The 555-nt window shown below is 29.4% G+C and carries 1 protein-coding gene; it reads right to left on the bottom strand.

Annotation, left to right across the window (positions count from 1 at the left end; translation table 11 throughout):
- The coding region (mraW, locus tag E6A48_RS11020; protein ID WP_219710318.1) for a 16S rRNA (cytosine(1402)-N(4))-methyltransferase at positions 1 to 437 on the bottom strand (437 nt) is incomplete at its 3' end.
- Positions 438 to 555: the final 118 nt, after the last annotated feature.

Below are 555 nucleotides of genomic sequence, written 5' to 3'. Positions count from 1 at the left end.
CTCTCAAGCTCTTTTTCTGAATAACTATTAATAACATCATAAGCACTTTTATTATTAATTCCAAGACGCATATCAAGTTTAACATCGTCTTTAAAAGAAAACCCTCTATTAGCCTTTTTGAAATGAAACATAGAAACACCAAGGTCATAGAGCATAAAATCCACATTGCCAATAACATTTTCATCAAGCTCTTCTAACATCTTATCATAAGTGTTATTATAGTAGTGAAACTTCTTATAATCTTTAAGTCTCTCTTTTGCAACTTCAAGTATTTTATCATCTCTTTCAAAGCTATGAACTTCAAGATTCAAATCAAGCATTGCTTTAGTATGTCCGCCCTCTCCTAATGTAGCGTCCACTGCAATATTGGCATTTTCTGGTATGAAGCTTATAATTTCTTTAAGCATTACGGGTGTATGAACTATATTATTATCCATATCATATATTATCGGTATAAGGTATTATAAAAAACAATATAAGCAATTTTTATATTTAAATAATTATATTTTTTATAAGGATATATTATCAACTTTTTCCCGCGTACGAGCTGTACCA

This window comes from Brachyspira pilosicoli, from assembly GCF_019402445.1.
In the GTDB taxonomy this organism is placed as follows: domain Bacteria; phylum Spirochaetota; class Brachyspiria; order Brachyspirales; family Brachyspiraceae; genus Brachyspira; species Brachyspira pilosicoli_B.
The sequence above is the reverse complement of the archived record's forward strand: the minus strand, read 5'-3'. Positions and strand labels throughout refer to the sequence as shown.